Below are 23432 nucleotides of genomic sequence, written 5' to 3'. Positions count from 1 at the left end.
TCCACCTCGCCAATTGCGTTGCTTAGATAATGGAGTGCGCCATAAAGTAAGCGCGCAGTTTGTTTTCCAGCTCGTTAATATCAATGATATTGCTGATGACCACGAGCTGATCTGCCGGCACGCTGGCGCTGTCGGCGATATCTTTTGCCATCACAAAAATATCGGCGGCGCCCGGCGTGGCGGAGGAAAGATCCGAGTGCTCCACCTCTGCCTCAACCGCCATTTTTTTCAGCACCTTTTTAATATTCATTTCCACCATAAAGCTACTGCCGAGGCCGGAACCGCAAATTGCCATAATCTTCATTATTTTCACCTGTCAAATTTTAAGCGTAGGGTAAGGCCGCAGAAATTATTCTGCGCTGGGTCTTTTCCGGTAAGAATAAATAAACCTGGGAATTAATAGCGGGCGATAATCTCCTCAATCTGTTTTATATCGGTGGCGCCGAATAACGCACTCATCGCCCGTTCATCGGCAAATAATTCCGCCAACTGCGCAATCAGTTCGATATGGCTGTCACCATCCGGCGCCGACAGCATCACCACCACAAACACCGGGTCGTTGTCCTGTGAATGGAAACGCACGCCCTGATGCAGCTTCAGCAGCGACAGGCCGAGCGCCTTTGCCCCCTCTTCCGGTCTGGCGTGGGGCATGGCGATGCCGGGCGCCAGCACAAAATAGGGTCCCAGCGTCTGATACTGACGAAAGATCGCCGTCAGATAGTCGGCGCTGATGATCCCGCCCCGCAGCAAAGGCTGCGCGCTCAGCGTTATCGCCTGCCGCCAGTCTTCCACCTGCTCGCACAGCTGGATATGCTCTGCCTTCAGCCAGTCTTTCAGCACATCTCCTCCTTCAGCCCGATACAGCGTCGCCGTCGACGCCCGTTTGCCCGGGCAACGAAGAAACTTTAATCAACGTTTTTACGCCTCACTGTGATAAAGATCTCAAAGATAGCGCTACCAAAACGTTATCGCCCGGTTCTGTGATAGCGCTATCAAAAAAATGCAGCGCCGCTGCCGTTGTCGCACAGTTTTTTATCGCTGATGGAAGGAACGCGTTAAAATGGATCCCATACCGGGATAGTAAGGGTCAGTGACAGCGCTTCTTACAGCCACATTCACTTGGCGCCTATCCCATTAGGCCATTTTACCGTTTAGCCCTGGGCAGGGCTCAGAACCCCCACGTACCCTGTGTACGCTCCGGTTCTTCCGCGCTGTCCGTGGCCAGACTGTCGGTAACATTTAACGCCTACTGGGGTTGGCGCTTATGCGCACGATGCGCATTTTCAGTCGGGATTACGCATGTCGATCGGTAAAAAACGCCGCAGTACCGGCAGGGTTACGCTGGCCGAGGTCGCCCAGCTAGCGGGCGTCGGCACCATGACGGTGTCGCGCGCGTTACGCACGCCGGAACAGGTTTCAGACAAACTGAGAGAGAAAATTGAAGCGGCGGTCAATGAGCTGGGCTACCTGCCCAATCTGGCCGCCAGTTCGCTGGCGTCGGCGTCGTCTTATACCATCGCCATGGTGGTGCCGAGTTTTTCGGAGTCCGGCTGCGCCGAGATGTTCGCCGGCCTGCAGCAGGTGCTGCAGCCGGCGGGTTATCAGATCATGCTGGCGGAGTCGCAGCACTATCCTGAACGTGAAGAGAAACTGCTGACCACCCTGCTGTCCTACAATCTGGCGGCGGCGGTGCTGCTCAGCGTCGAACACTCGCCGACCACCCGTCAGGCGCTGCAGGCCGCCAATATCCCGGTGGTGGAAATCGGCGCCCTGCGCGATGACCCGATCGATATCACCATCGGCATCGATTATGTCGCCGCCATGTACCAGTTAACCCACACGCTGATCGCCGGCGGCTATCAGAATATCGGCCTGCTGTGCGCCAACCAGGAGCAGTGGATTTTCCAGCAGCATCTGCAGGGTTGGCATCAGGCGCTGCTGCGCAGCCATATGTCGCCGCACCGGGTGATCAACGCCGCACAGCCCGCCAGTTTCGCCACCGGCGCTCACCAGCTGCCGGAGTTTTTGCTGGCCTGGCCGGAGCTGGACGCCCTGGTATGCGCCTCGGACGAGCTGGCCTGCGGCGCGCTGTATGAATGCCAGCGCCGGCACGTCAAGGTGCCGGAACAGCTGGCGGTGGTCGGCTTCGGCAACAGCGAGGTCAGCCGGGTCTGCCAGCCGCCGTTGACCACCATGACGGTGCCGCACCGGGAGATCGGCATTCAGGCCGGCAAGGCGCTGCTGGCGCGGCTGAATGATCAGGAATGGCATGCTGAAGGTTCGCTGCCCTCAACGCTGTGCCGCCGCGACAGCTGCTGAAAACGACAACGCCGGTCAGAAGACCGGCGTTATACTTTAATATATCCGTGCAAAATCAGGCGTTTTCCGCGCCGTCCTCCGGCTTTTCCGCCCGCGCCAGCGGCTTGCCGTAATCCTGTTCGTTGTTGCGTGTCAGCCACAGCGACAGCGCTTTCAGCGAATCCGGTGTAAAGTCGTCGCAGCGCGCGGTGATCTCTTCCGGCGTCAGCCAGGTCACCTCCACCACCTCTTCTTCCTGCAGCGCAAACGGCCCGTGTGATACGCAGCTGAACAGCGCGCCCCAGACGCGGCACTGCTCCTCTTCAAAATAGAACTGGCCGTGCTCGGCGAACGGCACGCCGGCAATCCCCAGCTCTTCCTCCGCTTCACGGCGTGCGGAGTCCAGCACGTTCTCGCCGCTTTGCACCACGCCGCCGGCAGTCGCATCCAGCCGTCCCGGATAGATATCCTTGGAATCGGTACGGCGCTGAACCAGTATTTTCCCCATCCCATCATGCACCACAATATAGGTCGCACGATGACGTAGCCGTTCCGCACGCATCTGTTGACGACTGGATTGAGCAATCACCTCATTTTGCTCGTTGACGATATCAACCCACTCGCTCGCTGCAGCCTGATCCTGTTCCGCCATCCTATAAAACCTTCTATTTTGGCGCGAGGGTCATCGCGCGCTGGTTGACCAATTAGCCGTATTCAATGATTCTTATTGTGTGTATAAATTAGTGCGTTAATGCCGCCTCTGCAACAACCTCGCCGCCGTACAGCGTGACCACGCGCAAAGTCTGGTCCTCCAGCATGCCGTAGCTGGCCGGGAAGCCGCCTTTGGGCAAACTGACCGACCCCGGATTAAAGCAATAAATCTCCCCGCAGCGCTGTGCCTGCGGCAGGTGCGTATGGCCGTAAGCCAGCACGTCCCCGGCCGATAACGGCGGCAGTGCGGAGGGATGATAAAGGTGACCGTGGGTTAAAAACAATCGTCTTTTTTGCCATAGCACCTGTTGCCAAGGCGCATCCATCGGGAAAGACAGCAGCATCTGATCGACCTCGCTGTCGCAATTGCCCCGAACGGCGATGATCTTGTGCGCATAGCGATTCAATTGTTCGGCAACCTGCGCCGGCTGGTAACCGTCCGGCAGCGCGTTGCGCGGGCCGTGATTCAGCAAATCGCCCAGCAAAATCAGCCAGTCGGCGCCCTGTTGTGCAAACAGCTCCAGCACCCTGGCCGTCGCCGGCAGCGAACCGTGCAGGTCCGAGGCAAACATCAGTTTCATCCCCTTTCCTCCTTTCTGCGAAACAGGCGCTATTTTAGCGTAGAACAGACGGTTAAAAAAACACGCGCCAACAGGGGCAGCCAATTTCCGAAAATGGCGATGATCGTCTAAGCTGGACTGCGGGTCGTCTGCGATCGACGCTGACGCGCCGCCGGGTTTAATGGACAAACCGGCGCAACAGTATAAGAATGATCTCATGGCTCACACGCTGCCGACTGGTTCATGCTTCATCTTATCATGATGTTTTACAAGGAGTATTAGAGTATGATTGACCTGTATTACGCCCCTACTCCCAATGGTCACAAGATCACGCTGTTTCTGGAAGAAGTGGGCTTACCCTACCGCCTGCATCCCATCAATATCAGCGCCGGCGAACAGTTCAACCCCGAATTTTTGGCGATTTCCCCGAACAATAAAATTCCCGCCATTGTCGATCAGCAGCCGGTAGACGGCGGCGACCCCATTTCCCTGTTTGAATCCGGCGAAATTCTGCTGTACCTGGCGGAGAAGACCGGCAAACTGCTGAGCAAGGGCCTGCGTGAACGCGCCGCCACTCTGCAGTGGCTGTTCTGGCAGGTTGCCGGTTTCGGGCCGATGCTCGGGCAAAATCACCACTTCAACCATTACGCGCCGCAGCCGGTGCCTTACGCCATCGAGCGTTATCATCTGGAAACCAAACGCCTGTACGGCGTGCTGGAAGCCGAACTGCAGAAACACCCGTATCTCGGCGGCGACAACTACAGCATTGCCGATATCGCCACCTATCCGTGGGTCGCCTCTCATCCGCGCCAGCGCATCGATCTGGCCGACTTCCCGGCGGTACGCAACTGGTTCGAACGCATCAGCAACCGTCCGGCCACCGAACGCGCCTACAAGCTGGCCGAACCGGCGTAATCTTCCCCTGCCGGCGCGGTTTCCTGCCGCAGCCGGCAGAGTTTCCCCCCACGGCGTTATCATTTCCCTACTTTCCGTGTATTCTGGACGCAAATAATCAGATTATATGGAGAACCGCTGATGTCATTTAGCCAACCCGACGCCGTCATTCGCATAAAAAACCTGCGGCTGCGCACGTTTATCGGGATCAAGGAAGAAGAGATTAACAACCGGCAAGATGTACTGATCAACGTCGAGATCCACTACCCGGCCGACCAGGCGCGCAACAGCGAAGATATCGCCGACGCGCTCAACTACCGCACCATCACCAAGGCCATCATCCGTCACGTGGAAGATAACCGCTTCGCGCTGCTGGAAAAATTAACCCAGGATGTGCTCGATATCGTGAAACAACATCCGTGGGTGACCTATGCTGAGGTAGAGATCGATAAACTACTGGCCCTGCGCTACGCCGATTCGGTGTCGATGACCATGAGCTATCGCCGGGAAAGGTAAACGCGCCAGGCAGGGCCGCCAGGGGGAGTATCCACCATGCACATCCTGATTACCGGCGCGACCGGGCTTATCGGCCGCCGCCTGACGCAGCGTCTGCTGGCCCTTTCCCACTCGGTGAGCGTGCTGACCCGCGACGTGACGCGCGCACGCGGCCTGTTCGGCGAACGCGTCGACTACTGGCCCTCGCTGCAGGATAAGCCGTCCCTCGACGGCATTGACGCGGTCATTAATCTGGCCGGTGAACCAATCGCCGATAAACGTTGGAGCAAAGCGCAGAAGGCGCGGCTGTGCCACAGCCGCTGGGACCTGACCGAACGGCTGGCGGCGCTGATCCACGTCAGCGAACGGCCGCCGGCGGTGCTGATTTCCGGTTCTGCGGTGGGTTACTACGGCGATCAGGATCAGGCGGTGGTGACCGAAGAGGAAGCGCCGCACGACGAATTCACTCACCGGCTCTGTCAGCGTTGGGAAGCGCTGGCGCTGCGGGCGCAAAGTAACGGCACGCGGGTGTGCCTGCTGCGCACCGGCGTGGTGCTGGCCCCGCACGGCGGTGCGCTGGCGAAGATGCTGCCGCCTTTCCGCCTGGGACTTGGCGGCCCGATCGGCAACGGCCGGCAGTATCTGCCGTGGATTCATCTTGACGATATGGTCAGCGGCATTCTGTTTCTGCTCGACACCCCCACTCTGAGCGGCCCGTTCAATATGGTCGCCCCCTATCCGGCGCATAATGAACAGTTTGCCGCCCTGCTGGCCAAAACGCTGGGGCGTCCGGCCTGGCTGCGCATGCCGGCCTGGGCGATCAGGCTGATGATGGGCGAAGCGGCGGTGCTGGTGCTGGGCGGCCAGCACGCGGTGCCCAAGCGGCTGGAAGATGCCGGCTTCCGCTTCCGGTATGTCGACCTGGAGCAGGCGCTGGCATCGGTGATTCAGCCGCCGGCCTAGCCGCCGCGCCGCTGTGGGATTACTTCAGCGCTCCTGACAGAAACTGCCGCAGGCGCGGGCTTTGCGGGTTATCGAACAGCTGCGCCGGCGGCCCCTGTTCTTCAATCAGCCCCTGGTGCAGGAAAATCACCTGATTGGAGACGTGGCGGGCAAACTCCATTTCATGCGTCACCACCACCATGGTTTTCCCCTCTTCCGCCAGCTGCTGCATGATGCGCAGCACCTCGCCCACCAGCTCCGGATCCAGCGCCGACGTTGGTTCGTCAAACAGCAGCACCTCCGGCTCCATCGCCAGCGCACGGGCGATGGAAACGCGCTGCTGCTGGCCGCCGGAGAGATGCACCGGATACTTGGCGCGCGCCCGCTGATCGATGCCGACCTTGTCCAGATAGCGCTCCGCACGCTGCTGCGCCTCCTGTTTACCCAGCCCCAGCACCTGCACCGGCGCCTCCATCACGTTTTCCAGCACCGTCATATGGCTCCACAGGTTAAAGTGCTGAAACACCATCGTCAGCCGGGTGCGCAGCAGCTGCAGCTGTTTTTTATCCGCCACCTGCAGCTGGCCGTCTTTATCGCGCACCATGCGGATATCTTCATTGTTCAGGCTGATACTGCCGGCGCAGGGCTGCTCCAGAAAGTTGATGCAGCGCAGAAAGGTGCTCTTGCCGGAGCCGGAAGAGCCGATGATGCTGATCACGTCGCCGGCGTTGGCCGCCAGCGATACGCCCTTCAGCACCTCATGGTCGCCATAGCGCTTGTGCAGATCGCTGACGGCTAATTTAATCTCAGACATGATGTTCTTCCGTTTTTTATCGGTGAGTCACGTGCGCCATCCAGCGTTTTTCCGCCTTGCGGAACAGGCTGATCAACGTGTAGGAAATCGCCAGATACAGCACCGCGGCGATGCCGAACGCGTAAAACGGCTGATAGGTCGCCGCGTTGATATCGCGGGCCACTTTCAGCAGGTCCGGCACGGTGGCGGTAAACGCCAGCGCGGTGGAGTGCAGCATCAGAATCACTTCATTGCTGTAGGCCGGCAGCGCGGTGCGCAGCGCCGAAGGCAGAATAATGCAGCGGTACAGTTTGAAGCGCGAAAAGCCGTAGGCGTTGGCCGCTTCAATTTCTCCGTGCGGCACCGCGCGGATCGAGCCGGCGAAAATCTCGGTAGTGTAGGCGCAGGTATTCAGCGTCAGCGCCAGAATGGTGCAGTTCAGCCCGCTGCGGAAAAAGGCATTGAGCAATTCACTGCCGCGCACCATCTCCAGGCTGTACATGCCGGAGTAAAACACCAGCAGCTGCACATACAGCGGCGTGCCGCGAAAGACATAGGTATACAGCCACACCGGGAAGCGCAGCCAGCGCCGGGAAGAGACGCGCGCCACCGCCATCGGAATCGACAGCAGCCCGCCCATCACCACCGAACTTATCAGCAGCCACAGCGTCACCGCCACGCCGGTAAAACGGTAGCCGTCGCTCCACAGCAGCGACTGCCAATACTGTTGCAGGATCTCCATCATAGCTCGGCCCTCTTGACGCCTAATGAGTAACGCCGTTCGAGCCACAGCAGGACGCCGTTGGAGACGGTGGTAAACAGCAGATACACCGCGCCGGCCACCAGCGCGTAAAAGAAGGGTTGATAGGTACCCTTGCCCGCCAGTTGGGTCGCCTTCACCACGTCATTCAGACCGAGGATCGACACCAGCGCCGTCGCCTTCAGCACCACCTGCCAGTTATTGCCAATCCCCGGCAGAGCAAAACGCATCATCGCCGGAAACAGAATGCGGCGAAACGTCTGCCCGCCGTTGAAGCCATAGGCGGTCGCCGCCTCAATCTGCCCGCGCGGCACCGCCAGATAGGCGCCGCGGAAGGTTTCGGTAAAGTAGGCGCCGTAAATAAAGCCCAGCGTAATAATGCCCGCCGTCAGCGGATCGATATCGATCTGCGCCATACCCAGCGCCTCGGTCAGGCTGTTTAAGACGATCTGCAGGCCGTAGAAGATCAGCAGCATCAGCACCAGATCGGGCACGCCGCGGATCAGCGTGGTATAGGCGCCGAACAGCGAGGCCAGCAGACGGTTTTTGGAGAGTTTGCCGCCGGCGCCGATCAGGCCAATCGCCACCGCCAGCAGGACGGAACTGAGCGCCAGCTCCAGCGTCACCAGCGCGCCCTCAAATATCAGTTGGGAATAACCTTGCAGCATGTACTTCATCCTGTCGTCAGTAGGCGTAAGCAATCCCCGCCGGACAGCCGCGGGCGGGCGCAGCACGCTGCGCCGCCACGGCTACCGGCAGGCGAACGGGCGGTCAGCCGCCGTAGACGTCAAAATCGAAGTATTTTTTCGCAAACTTATCGTAGGTGCCGTCTTTGCGCATTTCAGCAAAGGCCTTATCCAGCGCCGCCTTCAGCTCGGTATCCGCCTTGCGCAGCCCCATGCCGGTGCCGACGCCGAAGAATTTGTCATCCTTCACCGATTCGCCGGCAAACGCGTAATCTTTGCCCGGCGGCTGCTTCAGGAAGCCGTCGCTGCCCGCCACCTCATCCTGGAAGGCGGCGTCAATACGGCCGGAGGCCAGATCGGCGTATACCAGATCCTGGTTCTGATACGGCACCACGGTCACCCCTTTCGGCTGCCAGTAGGCGTTGGCATAGGCTTCCTGCGTGGTGCCCTGCAGCACCCCGACGCTCTTGCCGCGCAGGGACTCCACCGTCGGCAGCAGCTTCGAACCTTTCGGCGCGATCAGGCGGGCGTTGGCGGCAAACAGCTTGTCGGTAAAGGCGATTTCCTGCTGACGTTTCTCGGTAATCGACAGCGATGAAATGATGGCATCAATTTTTTTAGCTTTCAGCGATGGGATCAGCGCGTCGAAATCGCTTTCAACGAAGGTACATTGGGTGTTGATGCGTTTGCATAACTCTTTGGCCAGATCGATATCAAAACCGACCAGCTCGCCGTTGGCATCTTTGGATTCAAATGGTGCATAGGTCGGATCGGTGCCGATCTTCAGCGTCGACGGGATGGCGGCCAATGCGCCGTTCGCCGCAGCCAAGGCCATAACCAGCGGAAGAACCTTAACCAGCTTTTTCATACATTACCCTCAAATTGATTTTATTTTTTTGATGCCTTGCGGGAAGCGTGCCCCACCGAATCAATATCAATTTGCAGTAATCGTGCCACATTGCATGCGTCAGGCCGCGGAGGGAACGGCTCCGCCCTGCGCAAAACTGTTTCCTGGACGAGAACCGCAAAATGAAACCGGCCGTTCGGACCGCGCCACGGGCAACGACAGGATGCCCATACCATGAAACAGCGAGCGTGGTGAAACGGCCCCATTATGGTGCGGGCCGCGCATCAATACAGTGCGTTGTTGCACAAATGTGCAAATTTGGGGGTATGCTTGTTAATTTGCGCCTTGCCAGCGGGTGAATAAATCCTGGGGCAGTTCAATGTCAAACTGGTCAATCACGCGGTTAACCGTCTGATCGATAATGTCTTCCACGCTGGTCGGCCGGTGATAGAAGGCCGGCACCGGCGGCATCAGCAGCGCGCCCATCTCCGCCGCCTGGGTCATCAGACGCAGATGCCCCAGGTGCAGCGGCGTTTCACGCACGCACAGCACCAGACGCCGCTGCTCTTTCAGCACCACGTCGGCGGCGCGCGTCAGCAGGCCGTCGCTGTAGCTGTTGACGATACCGGACAGCGTCTTGATCGAACAGGGCAAAATCACCATGCCCAGCGTTTTGAAGGAGCCGGAAGAGATGCTGGCGGCGATATCGCGCGAGTCGTGCACCACATCGGCCAGCGCCTGCACTTCACGCAGGCTGAACGCGGTTTCCAGCGCCAGCGTCTGCCGGGCGGCGTTGCTCATCACCAAATGGGTTTCCACCTCCGCCACGTCGCGCAGCACCTGCAGCAGGCGCACGCCGTAGATAGCGCCGCTGGCGCCGGAAATGCCGATGATGAGTCGTTTCATGAAGGGTCTCTGCCAAAAATTCTAAGGGTCGGAGCAACTTTGCCGTAATCACGGCGGATAAGCAAGGTTCAGGCGGGAACGATGCGCCGCGGCGGTGCACGGCGCATCGGTATGGCGAGACTGATTTAGCCTTCGTTATGGATTTCCAGGTTTTCTGCCTCGGCCTGGCCGCGCAGCGCTTTGGCGTCATCGTTACGCAGCGACTCCAGGTACTCCAGATAACCCTGATCGACGTCTTTGGTGACGTAAATGCCGTCGAATACCGAACATTCGAACTGAGCAATATCCGGGTTTTCCTCGCGCACCGCGTCGATAAGATCGTTCAGACCCTGGAAAATCAGCCCGTCAGCGCCGATGATCTGTCGGATCTCATCCACCTCTCGGCCATGGGCGATCAGCTCATTGGCGCTTGGCATATCGATGCCGTAGACGTTCGGAAAACGGACTTCCGGCGCGGCGGAGGCCAGATAGACGCGCTTGGCGCCGGCGTCGCGCGCCATCTCGACGATCTGCTCAGAGGTGGTGCCGCGCACGATGGAGTCATCCACCAGCAGCACGTTCTTGTCGCGGAACTCCGCGCGGTTGGCGTTCAGCTTGCGGCGTACCGACTGACGGCGCGCCTGTTGGCCCGGCATGATAAAGGTGCGGCCGACGTAGCGGTTTTTCACAAAACCCTGGCGGTACGGTTTATCCAGAATACGCGCAATTTCCAGCGCAATATCGCAGGAGGTTTCCGGGATCGGGATCACCACGTCAATGTCCAGATCTTCCCACTCGCGCGCGATCTTCTCGCCCAGCTTCTGGCCCATGCGCACGCGCGCACTGTATACCGAGATCTTGTCCATAAAGGAGTCAGGACGGGCGAAGTAGACATATTCAAACAGGCACGGGTTGTTTTTCGGGTTTTCCGCACACTGACGGGTAAACAGCTGGCCCTTTTCCGTCACGTACACCGCTTCACCCGGCGCCACGTCGCGCAGGAACTCAAAGCCCAGCGTATCCAGCGCCACGCTTTCGGAGGCCACCATATACTCGTTGCGGCCATCCTCCAGCGCGCGTTTGCCGATCACCAGCGGACGGATGCCGTTAGGGTCGCGGAACGCCACCAGACCGTGGCCGATGATCATCGCCACGCAGGCGTAAGCGCCGCGCAGTTGCTGATGCACCGCCGCCACGGCGGTAAAGATATTGTCGGATTCCAACGGATAGTGCGGGAAACGATCCAGCTCGGCCGCCAGCACGTTAAGCAGAATTTCGGAATCGGAGGTGGTGTTGATATGACGACGGCCGCTTTCAAACAGCTGCTGCCGCAGTTCATGCGCGTTGGTCAGGTTACCGTTGTGAGCCAGCGTAATGCCGAACGGTGAGTTCACGTAAAAAGGCTGGGCCTCTGAGGCGCTGGAGCTGCCGGCCGTAGGGTAACGCACATGGCCGATCCCCATATTGCCCTGCAGGCGCTGCATATGCCGTGCTTCAAAAACATCCTTCACCAGACCGTTCGCCTTACGCAAACGGAAGCCGTTATGGGCATCGATGGTGACGATGCCGGCGGCATCCTGGCCACGGTGCTGCAGCACCGTCAACGCATCATAAATCGACTGGTTTACCGGCATAAAACCGGCGATACCGACAATACCGCACATGTTGTCTTTTCCTCTAAGCCTAAGCCGCTACCGCCCCGGTAAGTGGGACGGTAAGAAACTCGACGTGCTCTGCAGGTAGTCAAAGAACCACCTGATGATGTAGCTGAACTGGGGAATCAGCTGCGACTGCTTCCAGTCTTCACTTTGCGAGAAGCCGGTAAAACTGTCGAGGAAGAACAATATCGCGGCGACAATCAATACGCCGCGCAATGCGCCGAAGCAGATGCCCAGCACCCGATCGGTTCCCGACAGCCCGGTCTTTTCGACCAGCGAACTGATCACGTAGTTCACTATCGCCCCCACGATCAGGGTCGCGATAAATAAAATCGCAATCGCGATGCCGTTTCGCACCAGTTCATCGTCAAAACGGGTGAAGTAAACGGCGAGGTAAGAATAAAAATGGCTGGCGACAAAAAACGCACATCCCCATGTCACAAGTGACAATGCTTCGCGAACAAACCCTCGGATCAGGCTTACCAGAGCCGAAAATCCAATTACCGCAATAATGACGTAATCAATCCAGACCATGACCATTCCAATAATGAAATGCCCCGCACGTCCCCTCATCCTTCCGGCTGTCGCACAGCGGCCACAGCCCGAATGCACTGGGGTATTTCCCATGCGCGGCGAATTCTAACAGAAAAAGAAAACGTTTGCGTAGGGGATTTCCCTCGCAATTTACAAATAAAAAGCGGCGATAAAAAAATTCTCAATCGCCGCGCCTACATAGCTGATTCTTCTGCCCCGCCTTGCAAACGCGGCAGAAGAACGGGGTTAACGCGCGCTGTACGGCTTCACCTGCCCGTTCAACCCGCTGAGCGAATTGAGCGCCGACAGCGAAGACTGCAGCTTCTGCTTCGAGGCGTCCGGACCGACGTAAATACGGGTGATCTGCCCCTGCACCGGCGTAGACGGCACGGTAAAGGCGCGATAGCCGGACAGACGCAGCGACGCGACGATCTCGTTAACCTTGGCGGCGTTTTTCAGCGCCCCCAACTGCACCACGTAGGCCTGACCGGACGGCGCTTTCTCAGTCGGTTTCGGCTGCGGTTTCACCTCCGGCTTCGGCTGCGGCTTCACTTCCGGTTTCGGCTTCGGCGGCGGCGCAGGTTTGGTTTCAATCGGTTTTGGCTGCGGCGCTGGCGAAGGCGTCGTCACCGCCGGCGGCGGCGCGGTGTTCTGCTGCGGCTGAGTCACCGCCTGCTGCGTCGCCGCCTCGTTGGCCGCCTGCTGCTCCATCAACGCCCCGGTGCCCGCCGGCGGCTGCGACGGCAGCGGCTGGCTCACCGGCGGAATGGCGTCGTTTTCCCGCGCATCGCCCGGCTTCGGCACCAGTGGGATCGCGGCGAATTCGTCCTCATAATGTTTTTTCTTACCGTCCAGCAGACCTGGCAGGATAATCACCCCCAGGGCCACTAACACTACGGTACCGACCAGTCGGTTCTGAAATTTACTTGCCACTCACTCTCCCCGCATCTCGTCTAACGCCGCCATGACCTGCGCGACGGTGTGGAACGATCCACAGACGATCACAATATCCTGATTATCCGCATCCTGCATCGCCTGTCGCCAGGCGCTTTCAACATCGGTGAAAGAGCGCGGCTGCGGCAGATGCTGCGCCAGCTGCTCTACGCTGGCGCCGCGCGGCCCGTCCAGCGGCGCGCAGTACCATTCATCCACCTGCGGCAGCAGGCAAGCCAGCGTACCGGCAATATCTTTGTCCGCCAGCATGCCGACCACCGCGCGCACCTTGCCGCCATCGTGCGGCAGCTGCGCCAGCCGCTCGGCCAGATAGCCGGCGGCGTGTGGGTTATGCGCGACGTCGAGGATCAGCCGCGGTGCCTGCTGCACGGTCTGGAAACGCCCCGGCAGCGTCGCCTGCTGCAGACCGGCGAAGATGGCGCGTTCGTCAATTTCCAACGCGGAATAGTGTAACGCCGCCAGCGCCGTGGCGGCGTTGGCCAGCGGCACGTTGGGCCTCGGCAGGTCGCTCAGCGTGGTGCCTTCACTGCGCCACTGCCAGCGCTCGCCCTGCTCGCTGAACGTCCAGGCATCGCCTCGGCGATACAGCTGCGCCCCCAGCGTTTCCGCCACCTGACGGATCGAATCCGGCATATCTGGCTCGCCGACCACCGCCGGCTTGCCGCCGCGGAAAATGCCGGCTTTTTCCCGACCGATGCTGTCGCGATCGTCGCCCAGCCAGTCGGTGTGGTCGAGCGCAATGCTGGTGACCACCGCAACGTCCGGGTTGACGATATTGGTGGCATCCAGCCGCCCGCCAAGGCCGACCTCCAGGATCACCACGTCCAGCCTGGCCTGACGGAACAGCTGCAGAGCCGACAGCGTGCCGAACTCAAAATAGGTCAGGGAAGTATCACCGCGCCCGGCTTCAATGGCGGCAAACGAGCGGCAGTGCTCCGCTTCGCTCAGCTCTTCCCCCTGAATACGCACCCGTTCGGTATAGCGCACCAGATGCGGCGAGCTGTAAACGCCGACGCGCAGGCCGGCCGCCAGCAAAATGGCCTCCAGCGTGCGGCAGGTGGTGCCTTTGCCGTTGGTGCCGGCAACGGTGAACACCGTCGGGGCCGGAGTTAGAAGATCAAGATGCGCTGCAACGCTTTGCACGCGTTCCAGGCCGAGTTCGATCGCCTGGCTGTGCAGACGTTCCAGATAGTAAAGCCACGAGCTCAATGGCGACGTGGCTTGAGGAATTTGGTGGTTTTGCATGAGTCCCATCACTGAACTTGGGTTCATTAATCCATCAGGGCACCACCCTCACCGCGGGAAAGGCGATGCTCTGCGTTTCAACCGCCGCATGGCCACTCAGCGGCGGTTGAGCGCCGCGACGGCGTAAACAGGCCGTCGCGGCGTATGCATGCCTTATTCGTCCGCCTGATTCTCCGGCGTCACTACCACCGGCTCAGGCTCGTCAAACGCCGGCTGCGGTTGGTTGGTCAGCTTGGACAGAATGCTGGCGAGCGTCTGGCGCATTTCCGGACGACGCACGATCATGTCGATCGCCCCTTTCTCAATCAGGAACTCGCTGCGCTGGAAGCCCGGCGGCAGCTTTTCGCGCACCGTCTGCTCGATAACGCGCGGGCCGGCAAAGCCGATCAGCGCTTTCGGCTCGGCGACGTTGATATCGCCCAGCATCGCCAGACTGGCGGAGACGCCGCCCATGGTCGGGTCGGTCAGTACGGAAATGTACGGCAGGCCACGCTCTTGCATTTTGGCCAGCGCGGCGCTGGTTTTCGCCATCTGCATCAGCGACATCAGCGCTTCCTGCATACGGGCGCCGCCGCTGGCGGAGAAGCACACCAGCGGGCAGTTGTCTTCCAGAGCCTGCTCAACGGCGCGAACAAAGCGCGCGCCGACAACAGAAGACATCGAACCGCCGATAAAGGCGAATTCGAAAGCGGCGGCAACGACCGGCATGCCGTACAGCGTGCCCTTCATCACCACCAGCGCATCTTTTTCACCGGTCGCTTTCTGAGCGGCCTGCAGGCGGTCTTTATATTTTTTGGAATCCCGGAATTTCAGAACGTCTTTCGGTTCCAGCTCGCTGCCGATTTCCACTTCGCTGCCTTCGTCCAGCAGCGTGTGCAGACGCGTACGCGCGGACATGCGCATATGGTGGTCACACTTCGGGCAGACTTCCAGGTTACGTTCCAGCTCGGCGCGGTAGAGAACCTGACCGCAGCTGTCACATTTGGTCCAAACGCCTTCAGGAATGCTCGCCTTACGGGTTTGGGTAATATTGCTCTTGTTAAGAATTCGTTCAATCCAGCTCATCGAAGACCTTTCTGTTTGAACCTGGCAGACGCCAGTTCGCAGTTCATGCTTTAACAATCCCTTCGCAGCAACAGCCAATGAAAAAGCGCCCGGGGTTCTGCGCGACAGACGCGCATCCAAGGCACTGAATTCAGGGTTGTCCGCAGGAACAGACCATAAATGTCGCTCATTAAACCATATCGGCCCGACGCTGTAGATAAAAAACTGGTCGAACCGATAGGTTAAGCGATGTTTTTTACTGTTTTTGCTGGCGGGCAGCCGCGCGCTTATGGCGCCAGATTTCAATGACGCCCGGCAAAATTGACACAACGATAATAGCAACAATTAGCAACTTCAGGTTTTCCTGCACCACCGGCACGTTGCCAAACAGGTAACCGGCATAGGTGAACAGCAGCACCCAGACCAGCGCACCAATCACGTTGTAGGCGGCGAAATGGCGATAGGACATATGCCCCATGCCGGCGACGAACGGCGCAAAAGTACGCACGATAGGCACAAAACGCGCCAGAATAATCGTTTTACCGCCGTGCTTTTCATAAAACTGATGGGTTTTATCCAGGTAGCTGCGGCGGAAAATTTTCGAGTTCGGGTTACTGAACAGCTTTTCGCCGAACAAGCGGCCAATGGTATAGTTGACCGCATCCCCCACCACCGCGGCGACCACCATCAGCGCCACCATGGTATGGACGTTCAGATCGTTGGTCGGCAGCGAGGCCAGCGCCCCGGCCACGAACAGCAGAGAATCTCCCGGCAGGAACGGCGTCACCACCAGGCCGGTTTCGCAAAACAGAATCAGGAACAAAATCCCGTACACCCACATACCGTACTGCGCCACCAACTCAGCCAAATGCACGTCGATATGCAAAATGAAATCAATAACAAACTTGATGATGTCCATAGCTTCTCTCTTGTGCCGGAGGTCTCCCCCGCCGGCGGATTAATCAGAACGCGTCACACAGCAGTCCCTTGGCAGGCCTGGCGCAACGGCGCGTCTTGTTAGTCATCGGCTAAAAACAGCGGCCCCATCGGCGGTTGCGGCAGCGCGAAACGCTCAGGATAATCCACGGAAACCAGGTACAAACCTTCCGCTCTGGCGGTGGCCGCCGCCAGATTACGGTCTTTTAACGCCAGCAGCTCCGCCATCCAGTTTTCATCCTGGTTACCGCAGCCAATCTCCATCAGGCTGCCGACGATGTTGCGCACCATATGATGCACAAAGGCATTCGCCTTTATATCTACCACGATATACTGCCCGTGACGCGTGACCTTAACGTGTTTTACATTCCGCCACGGCGTGCGCGACTGACACTGCACGGCGCGGAACGAGGTAAAGTCGTTCTCTCCCAGCAGCGCCTGCGCCGCGCGCTGCATACGCTCGGCGTCCAGCGGGTGATAGAAATGCGTCACCCCCTGCTGCAGCACCGCCGGACGATAGCGGTGGTTGAAGATAACATAGCGATAACGGCGGGCTGTGGCGCTGAAACGCGCATGGAAATCCTCCGCCACCGGGCTGACCCAGCGCACGGCGATATCCGGCGGCAGATGGGTGTTGACCCCCATCGTCCAGGCGGCGTCCTTACGGCGCGCCGTGGTTTCAAAATGCACCACCTGGCCGGTGGCGTGCACCCCGGCGTCGGTGCGGCCGGCGCAGAGCACCGTGATCGGCGCGTCCGCCACTTTACTCAGCGCCTGCTCCAGGCAGGCCTGCACGCTCGGCACCTCTTGCTGACGCTGCCAGCCGTAATAGCCGCTGCCGTCATATTCAATGCCCAGCGCGATTTTCTGGGTCGCTACAGCCGGTTCGGACATCAGTACAGCTGCTCCTGCAGCAGACGCTCTGCGGTTTCAATCGCCATCAGCGCGCCGCCAAAGCGTACGTTGTCGGCCACTGACCAAAATTGCAGCACCTGCGGGATGCCGTAGTCATTGCGCAGGCAGCCGATGCTCAGCGCGTCGTTGCCGGAAGCATCCGTCACCTGAGTCGGGTAGTCGTCTTCGTCGCTCAGCTGGATATCTTCCGCATCCTGCAGTTCGGCGCGCGCCTCATCGGCGTCGATCGGACGCAGCCCTTCCACCTGCACCGCCTGCGCATGGCCGTAGAACACCGGCGACTGTACGCAGGTCACCGACATCGGCAGCCCTTCGTCCTGCAGCACCTTACGCACCTGATCGACGATCAGACGCTCTTCGCGCACGCTGCCCTGCTCGTCCGCCAGCAGCGGCAGCAGGTTGAACGCCAGCTGTTTGGCGAACAGCCCCTCTTCCACCGGCATACCGTTCAGCAGGCGCGCGCTCTGCCCCGCCAGATCGTCCACCGCCGCTTTACCACGGGCGGACACCGACATCAGGGTGGTGACGTGCAGGCGCGACAGGCCGGCCTGTTCGGTCAGCGGCTTGATGGCGGTCAGCAACTGGCTGACCATGCCGTCGGCCACGGCAACGATATTCCGGTTACGGTAGTCGGCCAGCACCTGCGGGTTGACGCCCGGCACCACCAGCGGCACGTCCGGCTCCAGCGCAAACAGGCCGCTGCTGTCGATCACCAGACAGCCCATATTGCCGGCGTCGACGGCATAGCGCGCCGAGGCTTCCGCACCGGCGACGAAAAAGGCCAGCTGCGCCTGCGACCAGTCGAACTCGTCGGCATTTTCCACCTGCAGGGTTTTGCCGTTAAAGCGCACCGTTTCACCGGCGCTGCGTTCGCTGGCCAACGGATAGAGTTCGCCCACCGGGAACTGACGTTCCTGTAACAATTCCAGCAATGCTTCACCTACCGCGCCCGTGGCGCCAAGCAGAGCGATATTCCAGCCGTCAGACATTGGGGTATCTCCCGAGTATTTCATTAACATGCAAAACAAACGGGCGGTGCCATAACCGCCCTGATATTTAAAGCCGCGCGCCGTTTAGCGTACGCTAAAGCCCAACCGGGCCAGCAGCTCGGCGCTGGCGTCGTCATCGCACGCCACGCGCAGCGACGACCATTCGCGTCGCTCCTGATACTGCTTGCGCAGGCGGTCGAATTCGCCCGCCTGGCCGGCCACTTTGCGCAGCGGCGCATCATCGCGGCGCACATCATACACTAAGTGCATCAAACGTTTCAGCCTGCCTTGATCGAGCGGCCCATTCAGACGGATTTCGCTGAATTCCGGCGTCGGCAGCAGCGAGGCCAGCTCAATCTGCTGCGGCTGGCCCAGATGGCGGCAGAAGGCCTCAAATACCTGCGTGGTGCCGCGCGCCTTGCCTTCCAGCGTATAGCCGGCGATGTGCGCGGTGCCGATGTCCACCCGCGCCAGCAGCGGCAGCGACAGCTCCGGTTCCGGCTCCCAGACGTCCAGCACCGTGCTGAGCTTTTTGCCCTTTTCCAGCGCCTGCAGCAGCGCGGCGTTATCCACCACAGCACCGCGACAGGCGTTAATCAGGATGCGGTTGTCCGGCAGCGCCGCCAGCAATTCGGCGTCGGCCAGGTGCAGCGAGTGATAAGGGCCGGATTTATTCAGCGGCGTGTGGAAGGTCAGCACGTCGGCTTCCGCTACCAGTTTTTCCAGCGGCCAGAACTCACCGGCGTCGCCGCGATCGGCGCGCGGCGGGTCGCACAGCAGCGTACGTACGCCCAGCGCCCGCAGGCGCGCATCCAACCGTGCGCCGACGTTGCCGACCCCGACGATGCCAACGGTTTTATCACGCAGTTGGAAGCCGTCACGCTCGGCCAGCAGCATCAGCGCGGAGAAAACGTACTCCACCACTGCGATGGCGTTGCAGCCGGGCGCGGCGGAAAAACCAATGCCCGCCTGTTGCAGCCAGGCGTCGTCCACATGGTCGGTGCCCGCGGTCGCGGTGCCGACAAAGCCGACGCGGGTGCCGTTCAGCAGCGCCTCGTTCACTTTGGTGACCGAGCGCACCATCAGGGCATCGGCGTCCGCCAATGCATCCTGCGGGATCGGGCGGCCCGGCACCGCCAGCGTGTCTCCCAGACGGCTGAACAGATCAACCGCATACGGCATATTTTCATCAACCAGTATCTTCACTTCTTTCTCCAACCCAGGACGGCCATTTGCCGCCCGATCATATACTCGAGTTATGCCTGCGTCACGGCATTGCACGCAACGGCAACCCGGCGCGCATATCTATGCGCGCCGAAAACGTTCGGGGGTAGCGCCCGCAATCTGCTGAAACATCACGATAAACGCCGAAGCGGAGCTGTACCCGACGTCCAGCGCCACCTCCTGCACGGTCTTCCCCTGCTCCAGCAGCGACACCGCGTGCAGAAAGCGCAGCCGCTGGCGCCATTCGCTGAACGACATGCCGAGATCCTGCTGGCAGCGGCGCGACAGCGTGCGCTCCGTGGTATAGACCCGCCGTGCCCACTGCGCCAGCGAGGTGTTGTCCGACGGACAGTGCTCCAGCGCCTCCAGAATCGGCGCCAGAAATTTATCCTGCGAGGAGGGTAAATAGGTCTGCTGCCGCGGCGACAGGTGCAGTTGGTCGATCAGCACGCGGCACAGGCGCAGATCCGCCCGGCTCTGCGGGATATACTGTTCGCGCGCGTAGAAATCATCCGCGATGGCGCGGAAAATCGGCGTGACGCTGACCAGACAGGGCGTAGGCGGCATCTGCCGACACAGCGGCTGGGCGATGTCCACCATGCGGCACTTCGCCAATTTATGGTTATAACAGGAGTGCTCCACGCCCGCCGGCGCCCACAGCACAAACTCCGGCGGCGCCAGAAAGCGCTGCCCGCCGATACGGGTGACCATCACGCCGCTGGTCACCCACATCAGCTGTCCCCAGGAGTGGCTGTGCGGCTGAAATTCAGTGCGCACATTGAACGCCTCACAGCGAAACTGCACCAGCTGCGGCGCCGGGATCAGCGTTTCTGAGAAATGACGGATTTCCGGCATAGCGCTATCTCCCCTGCAGGTTGTCTTGTTTACGGTGATTTTTGTCTGGTTTTCAGTATATGCAATAAACCAGACATGCGTAAACTAGGCATCACTTTGTACGTTGTTGAGAATAATTATCATGAACATATTCTTCCCTCTGGTGGCGGTACTGATCTGGTCCATCAACGCCGTGGTCAGCAAACTGTCGGCCGGCGCGATCGACCCGGCAGCGATCTCTTTCTATCGCTGGTTGCTGGCGCTGATCGCGCTGACGCCGTTTGTGCTGCCCGGCGTGATCCGCAACTGGCGCACGGTGCGCGCTAACGGCGGCAAACTGCTGGTATTGGGGCTGCTGGGCATGGTGCTCTATCAGAGCCTGGCCTACTACGCCGCGCACAGCGTCAGCGCGCTGTTTATGGGCATTATCGTGTCGCTGATCCCGCTGCTGACCATTCTGATCAGCATCGTACTGCTGCGGGTGGCGCCGACCGTCGGCGTAGCGCTGGGGAGCGTGACTTCATTATGCGGCCTGATCTGGCTGGTGAGCGCCGGTCAGCCGGGAGCGCTGTTGCAGCACGGCATCGGCAAAGGCGAACTGATGATGTTTGCCGCCACCGCCTCCTACGCGCTGTACGGCGTGCTGACCAAACGCTGGGCGATCGCCCTGTCCAACTGGCAATCGCTGTACGTGCAAATCGCCCTCGGCGTGCTGCTGCTGCTGCCGAACTTCCTGATGGCGCCGGACGTCAGTCTGAACAGTCAGAACCTGTCGCTGGTGTTGTTTGCCGGCATTCCGGCATCGATTATCGCGCCGTTCCTGTGGATTCAGGGCGTTGTCCGCCTCGGCGCCAATACCACCTCTATCTTTATGAACCTGGCGCCGGTGTTCACCGCGGTGATCGCCGTGCTGTTCCTGCATGAACAGCTGCACGCCTACCACCTGGTCGGCGGCGGCGTCACTCTGCTGGGGGTGATCCTCTCTCAACGCCTGCGCACGCCGCTGGGCCGTAAAAAACCGCAGCCGGCGGTATCAAGCAAGCTCGGCAAATAAATAAGGACGACGCCGGGGCGGAGAACAGCGTCTCCGCCCCGGCCTGCCGGCTCAGGACAATAAGCGGAAACGCACCCGCACCAGCAGGCCGCCGAGTTCTGCAGAGCTCAGCAGCTCCGGCCGCGTCGCGTGATAGGCGGCGATATCCTTCACCAGCGCCAACCCCAGCCCGGCGCCCGGCTGCTCGCCCACATTATCCAGACGACGGAAAGGCTGCAGCGCCTGCTGCGCATCCTGCTGGGTAATGCCCGGCCCGCTGTCTTCGATTTCCAGTATGCCTTCTCCATTTAATGCGCTCAGGCGCGCCGTCACCGTGCCGCGGCGCGGCGTATACTTCAGCGCGTTATCCAGCAGATTGGCGCACATCTCCGTCAGCAGCAGCGCCTCGCCGCCGATCCAGCACACCGCCTCCCCTTCATAACCCAGGTCGATACCGTTGCTGCGCGCCTGCGGCAGACGTGAGAAGCAGGCGTCGCGCAGCACCTGCGCCAGATTGACCGGCTGCAGCCGGCGTTCACCGTGCGGCTCGTGCGCCTTCAGCCGCGACAGATACAGCAGGCGGTCGGTCAGCGCCACGGTGTTATCCAGCGTCTTGCCGATCGCCAGCAGGCTTTCGCGCCACTGCTGCGGATCATCGCTGGCCAGCGCCACGCCAACCTGCGTCTTCAGCACCGTCAGCGGCGTACGCAGCTGGTGCGAGGCGTCGGCGCTGAAACGCTCCTGACGCGCCACCATCACCCGCAGCCGTTCGGTATAGCGGTTAAACGCCAGCAGCAGCGGCTGCATTTCCGACCATGGCAACAGCAGGGTCGGCAACGGCGTCAACTCGCCCGGATCGCGGCGCATCATCACGCTCGACAGTTTACGCAGCGGCTTGAGCAGCTTTTTTAGCAGCACAAACGCCAGCGTCAGCGTCAACACCACCACCGTCCCCTGACTGAACAGCGCGGACAGCAGCATCTGACGCGCCAGATAGTTGCGCGATTCCAGAGTTTCCGCCACCAGGATGGTCGCCATGCCCATCATGCCGCCTTCATTCACCGGCTGATAGAGCGCGGCGACGCGGATCGGCCGCCCGGCATATTCAGCGTCGTAAAAATGCACCAGCGCCGGGTACAGCGTGGAACGCGCCAGGTGCGGCGGCGGCAGCGGCAGATCGTCATAGCCGGAGATACTGCGCCCCTGCGGCGAAATCACCTCGTAATACAGCTGGTCATTCATATTACGCTCGAAGCTGTCGAGCACCACATAGGGCACGTCGATCTTCAGCTTGCCCTCGCGCACCACCAGCCGCTCCGCCACGGTGCGTGCCGACGCCAGCAGCGTGCGGTCGTAGGCCAACGTCGCGGCATGGGTGGCGCTAAAGTAGTGGGTGTAAATAGAGATGCCGCCCAGTATCGTCAGCGGCAAACCAAAAAACAGCAACAGTTGATAAAACAGTGAACCCGGCGGTTTAAACCACGTCATCGCTCAGCTCCAGGCTGTACCCCAAACCGCGCAGCGTAACGATCGCCACATTGCTGCCGTGCAATTTTTTACGCACCCGGTGCACATACAGCTCAATGCTCTCCGGGTTGGCCTCGTCAGACAGGGTAAACACCTGCTCGAACAGCTGCTGCTTGGCGACCGGCCGGCCGCGCCGGTGAATCAGCGTAGTCAGCACCGACAGTTCGCGCGGCGTCAGCGCCAAGGGCCGATTATCCAGCAGAAAATAGCCGTCGTCGTGGTAAGTCAGCGCGCCAAACTGCAGGGTCTGCTGGGTGACGCCCACGCTGCGGCGCAGCAGCGCGCGGATGCGCGCCTCCAGCTCGTCCAGTTCAAACGGTTTGCTCAGGTAATCATCGGCGCCGAGATTCAGCCCTCTGACCCGGTCGCTGACGTCAGCGCGGGCGGTCAGCAGCAATACCGGCAGGTTCTGGCCGCGTTTGCGCACCCGCGCCAGCAGATCCAGCCCGTTGAGACGCGGCAGCTCCACGTCCAGCACCACCAGACTGTAATGTTCGTTTAACAGCAGATGGTCGGCCACCACGCCGTCCGACGCCACGTCCACGGCGAAGCCGGCGCCGGTCAGCGCCTTCTGCAGCCAATGGGATAATTCGGGGTGATCTTCCACTAACAAGAGACGCATATCACATCCTGTAAACTTTCCCGTACGTTGAAAGGTAAATGAAAGG

At 60.3% G+C, this 23432-nt stretch carries 26 protein-coding genes; 5 read left to right on the top strand and 21 right to left on the bottom strand.

The annotated features are described in order from the left end of the window. Positions 1 to 22: 22 nt before the first annotated feature. Complete coding sequence (locus tag FO014_RS17665) at positions 23 to 304, bottom strand: PTS sugar transporter subunit IIB (protein WP_160030465.1); 282 nt, start codon at positions 302 to 304, stop codon at positions 23 to 25. A 92-nt stretch (positions 305 to 396) separates the two neighbouring features. Further along, positions 397 to 840 carry a PTS sugar transporter subunit IIA gene (locus FO014_RS17660; RefSeq protein WP_105231945.1) on the bottom strand — a complete coding sequence of 148 codons (444 nt, stop codon included), beginning with the start codon at positions 838 to 840 and terminating at the stop codon, positions 397 to 399. Between the two features lie 459 nt (positions 841 to 1299). Between FO014_RS17660 and FO014_RS17655 the strand changes: the two genes are divergently transcribed. Next, complete coding sequence (locus FO014_RS17655; RefSeq protein WP_105231946.1) at positions 1300 to 2319, top strand: LacI family DNA-binding transcriptional regulator; 1020 nt, start codon at positions 1300 to 1302, stop codon at positions 2317 to 2319. A gap of 55 nt (positions 2320 to 2374) precedes the next feature. Here FO014_RS17655 and yfcD read toward each other — a convergent pair whose 3' ends face one another. Both yfcD and yfcE read right to left on the bottom strand, forming a co-directional pair. After that, a complete protein-coding gene (yfcD, locus tag FO014_RS17650) occupies positions 2375 to 2950 on the bottom strand; it encodes an NUDIX hydrolase YfcD (RefSeq protein WP_105231947.1) in 576 nt (191 codons plus the stop codon). An 88-nt stretch (positions 2951 to 3038) separates the two neighbouring features. Then, a complete protein-coding gene (gene yfcE / locus FO014_RS17645; protein WP_111736715.1) occupies positions 3039 to 3590 on the bottom strand; it encodes a phosphodiesterase in 552 nt (183 codons plus the stop codon). A gap of 264 nt (positions 3591 to 3854) precedes the next feature. Here yfcE and yfcG point away from each other — a divergent pair, with 264 nt between their 5' ends. From yfcG to FO014_RS17630, 3 genes are all read left to right on the top strand, one after another. Beyond that, complete coding sequence (gene yfcG / locus FO014_RS17640) at positions 3855 to 4484, top strand: GSH-dependent disulfide bond oxidoreductase (protein ID WP_160030464.1); 630 nt, start codon at positions 3855 to 3857, stop codon at positions 4482 to 4484. Positions 4485 to 4604: 120 nt separating this feature from the next. Next, positions 4605 to 4979, top strand: a complete 375-nt coding sequence (gene folX, locus FO014_RS17635) for a dihydroneopterin triphosphate 2'-epimerase (protein ID WP_105231950.1) — start codon at positions 4605 to 4607, stop codon at positions 4977 to 4979. Between the two features lie 36 nt (positions 4980 to 5015). After that, positions 5016 to 5921, top strand: a complete 906-nt coding sequence (locus FO014_RS17630; RefSeq protein WP_160030463.1) for a TIGR01777 family oxidoreductase — start codon at positions 5016 to 5018, stop codon at positions 5919 to 5921. Between the two features lie 19 nt (positions 5922 to 5940). Here FO014_RS17630 and hisP read toward each other — a convergent pair whose 3' ends face one another. From hisP to FO014_RS17555, 15 genes are all read right to left on the bottom strand, one after another. Then, positions 5941 to 6714: a histidine ABC transporter ATP-binding protein HisP gene (gene hisP / locus FO014_RS17625; RefSeq protein WP_160030462.1), complete on the bottom strand. Its 774-nt coding sequence runs from the start codon at positions 6712 to 6714 to the stop codon at positions 5941 to 5943. 16 nt (positions 6715 to 6730) lie between these two features. Further along, positions 6731 to 7438, bottom strand: coding sequence for an ABC transporter permease (locus tag FO014_RS17620; protein ID WP_160030461.1), 708 nt, complete (start codon positions 7436 to 7438; stop codon positions 6731 to 6733). Beyond that, entirely contained in the window at positions 7435 to 8121 is a 687-nt protein-coding gene (locus tag FO014_RS17615; protein ID WP_160030460.1) for a histidine ABC transporter permease HisQ, read from the bottom strand. The genes FO014_RS17620 and FO014_RS17615 overlap by 4 nt, the downstream gene beginning before the upstream one ends. A gap of 103 nt (positions 8122 to 8224) precedes the next feature. Then, positions 8225 to 9007, bottom strand: a complete 783-nt coding sequence (locus FO014_RS17610) for a lysine/arginine/ornithine ABC transporter substrate-binding protein (protein WP_160030459.1) — start codon at positions 9005 to 9007, stop codon at positions 8225 to 8227. 312 nt (positions 9008 to 9319) lie between these two features. After that, the gene (locus FO014_RS17605) at positions 9320 to 9892 is read right to left on the bottom strand and encodes a UbiX family flavin prenyltransferase (RefSeq protein ID WP_111736714.1); all 573 of its coding nucleotides are present in this window, start codon (positions 9890 to 9892) and stop codon (positions 9320 to 9322) included. A gap of 125 nt (positions 9893 to 10017) precedes the next feature. Then, entirely contained in the window at positions 10018 to 11535 is a 1518-nt protein-coding gene (gene purF / locus FO014_RS17600; protein ID WP_160030458.1) for an amidophosphoribosyltransferase, read from the bottom strand. Between the two features lie 27 nt (positions 11536 to 11562). Continuing rightward, entirely contained in the window at positions 11563 to 12063 is a 501-nt protein-coding gene (gene cvpA / locus FO014_RS17595) for a colicin V production protein (protein ID WP_015673187.1), read from the bottom strand. Between the two features lie 246 nt (positions 12064 to 12309). Further along, on the bottom strand, positions 12310 to 12996 hold the full coding sequence (gene dedD, locus FO014_RS17590) for a cell division protein DedD (RefSeq protein WP_160030457.1): 687 nt from the start codon (positions 12994 to 12996) through the stop codon (positions 12310 to 12312). Beyond that, a complete protein-coding gene (gene folC / locus FO014_RS17585; protein ID WP_160030456.1) occupies positions 12997 to 14262 on the bottom strand; it encodes a bifunctional tetrahydrofolate synthase/dihydrofolate synthase in 1266 nt (421 codons plus the stop codon). Positions 14263 to 14415: 153 nt separating this feature from the next. After that, positions 14416 to 15327 carry an acetyl-CoA carboxylase, carboxyltransferase subunit beta gene (accD, locus tag FO014_RS17580; RefSeq protein WP_160030455.1) on the bottom strand — a complete coding sequence of 304 codons (912 nt, stop codon included), beginning with the start codon at positions 15325 to 15327 and terminating at the stop codon, positions 14416 to 14418. A 235-nt stretch (positions 15328 to 15562) separates the two neighbouring features. After that, positions 15563 to 16225: a DedA family protein gene (locus tag FO014_RS17575; RefSeq protein ID WP_105231961.1), complete on the bottom strand. Its 663-nt coding sequence runs from the start codon at positions 16223 to 16225 to the stop codon at positions 15563 to 15565. Between the two features lie 98 nt (positions 16226 to 16323). Continuing rightward, positions 16324 to 17136, bottom strand: a complete 813-nt coding sequence (gene truA / locus FO014_RS17570) for a tRNA pseudouridine(38-40) synthase TruA (protein ID WP_105231962.1) — start codon at positions 17134 to 17136, stop codon at positions 16324 to 16326. Beyond that, positions 17136 to 18146 carry an aspartate-semialdehyde dehydrogenase gene (locus tag FO014_RS17565; RefSeq protein ID WP_160030454.1) on the bottom strand — a complete coding sequence of 337 codons (1011 nt, stop codon included), beginning with the start codon at positions 18144 to 18146 and terminating at the stop codon, positions 17136 to 17138. Before FO014_RS17565 ends, truA begins: the two co-directional genes overlap by 1 nt. A gap of 84 nt (positions 18147 to 18230) precedes the next feature. After that, complete coding sequence (pdxB, locus tag FO014_RS17560) at positions 18231 to 19352, bottom strand: 4-phosphoerythronate dehydrogenase PdxB (RefSeq protein WP_105231964.1); 1122 nt, start codon at positions 19350 to 19352, stop codon at positions 18231 to 18233. 99 nt (positions 19353 to 19451) lie between these two features. Continuing rightward, positions 19452 to 20225: an AraC family transcriptional regulator gene (locus FO014_RS17555; protein ID WP_160030453.1), complete on the bottom strand. Its 774-nt coding sequence runs from the start codon at positions 20223 to 20225 to the stop codon at positions 19452 to 19454. A 121-nt stretch (positions 20226 to 20346) separates the two neighbouring features. Between FO014_RS17555 and FO014_RS17550 the strand changes: the two genes are divergently transcribed. Beyond that, positions 20347 to 21258, top strand: a complete 912-nt coding sequence (locus FO014_RS17550; RefSeq protein ID WP_160030452.1) for a DMT family transporter — start codon at positions 20347 to 20349, stop codon at positions 21256 to 21258. 51 nt (positions 21259 to 21309) lie between these two features. Here FO014_RS17550 and FO014_RS17545 read toward each other — a convergent pair whose 3' ends face one another. Together FO014_RS17545 and tctD are read right to left on the bottom strand one after the other, a co-directional pair. Beyond that, positions 21310 to 22725 (bottom strand): sensor histidine kinase, encoded by a 1416-nt coding sequence (locus FO014_RS17545; protein WP_160030451.1) that lies wholly within the window; start codon positions 22723 to 22725, stop codon positions 21310 to 21312. Beyond that, entirely contained in the window at positions 22712 to 23386 is a 675-nt protein-coding gene (gene tctD, locus FO014_RS17540) for a transcriptional regulator TctD (RefSeq protein WP_105231968.1), read from the bottom strand. Before tctD ends, FO014_RS17545 begins: the two co-directional genes overlap by 14 nt. Positions 23387 to 23432 lie beyond the last annotated feature (46 nt).

This window comes from Serratia rhizosphaerae, assembly GCF_009817885.1.
GTDB lineage: Bacteria > Pseudomonadota > Gammaproteobacteria > Enterobacterales > Enterobacteriaceae > Serratia_B > Serratia_B rhizosphaerae.
The sequence above is the reverse complement of the archived record's forward strand: the minus strand, read 5'-3'. Positions and strand labels throughout refer to the sequence as shown.